Source organism: Erythrobacter sp. HI0063, assembly GCF_001635685.1.
In the GTDB taxonomy this organism is placed as follows: Bacteria; Pseudomonadota; Alphaproteobacteria; order Sphingomonadales; family Sphingomonadaceae; genus Qipengyuania.
On the sequence record NZ_LWFF01000213.1, the window covers coordinates 1 to 332 of the forward strand.

Below are 332 nucleotides of genomic sequence, written 5' to 3' on the forward strand. Positions count from 1 at the left end.
CAGCGTGTATTCCAGCGTGCCCTGATGCAGCACGTCGTCCACGTCGATCACGGCGGTGTTGGCGTAAGTGAAGCCGGGATCGAGATTGCGGTACAACCGGTCGAAATCGCGCTCCACCGTCTGGTGGTAGAGATCCTCGAAGCTGTCGATCACGAAATAGGTCGGCTGCAGATCGTCGATCACATAGTCGGTGCGCATGACGCGATCGACGTTGAGCATGATGCGGTTGGGGCTCTCGGCCTCCACCGCGTAAATCACTTCGGTCGGCCCCGAGAGGATGCCCGCCCCATAGGCGCGGATATCGCCGGGCGCTTCCTGCAACAGGCCGAATT

Annotated in this window: 1 pseudogene; it reads right to left on the minus strand. The window is 60.8% G+C overall.

Features of this window, described 5'->3' with window-relative positions:
• Positions 1 to 332 (minus strand): annotated as a pseudogene (locus tag A3736_RS06905) (phenylalanine 4-monooxygenase); the annotation flags it as partial.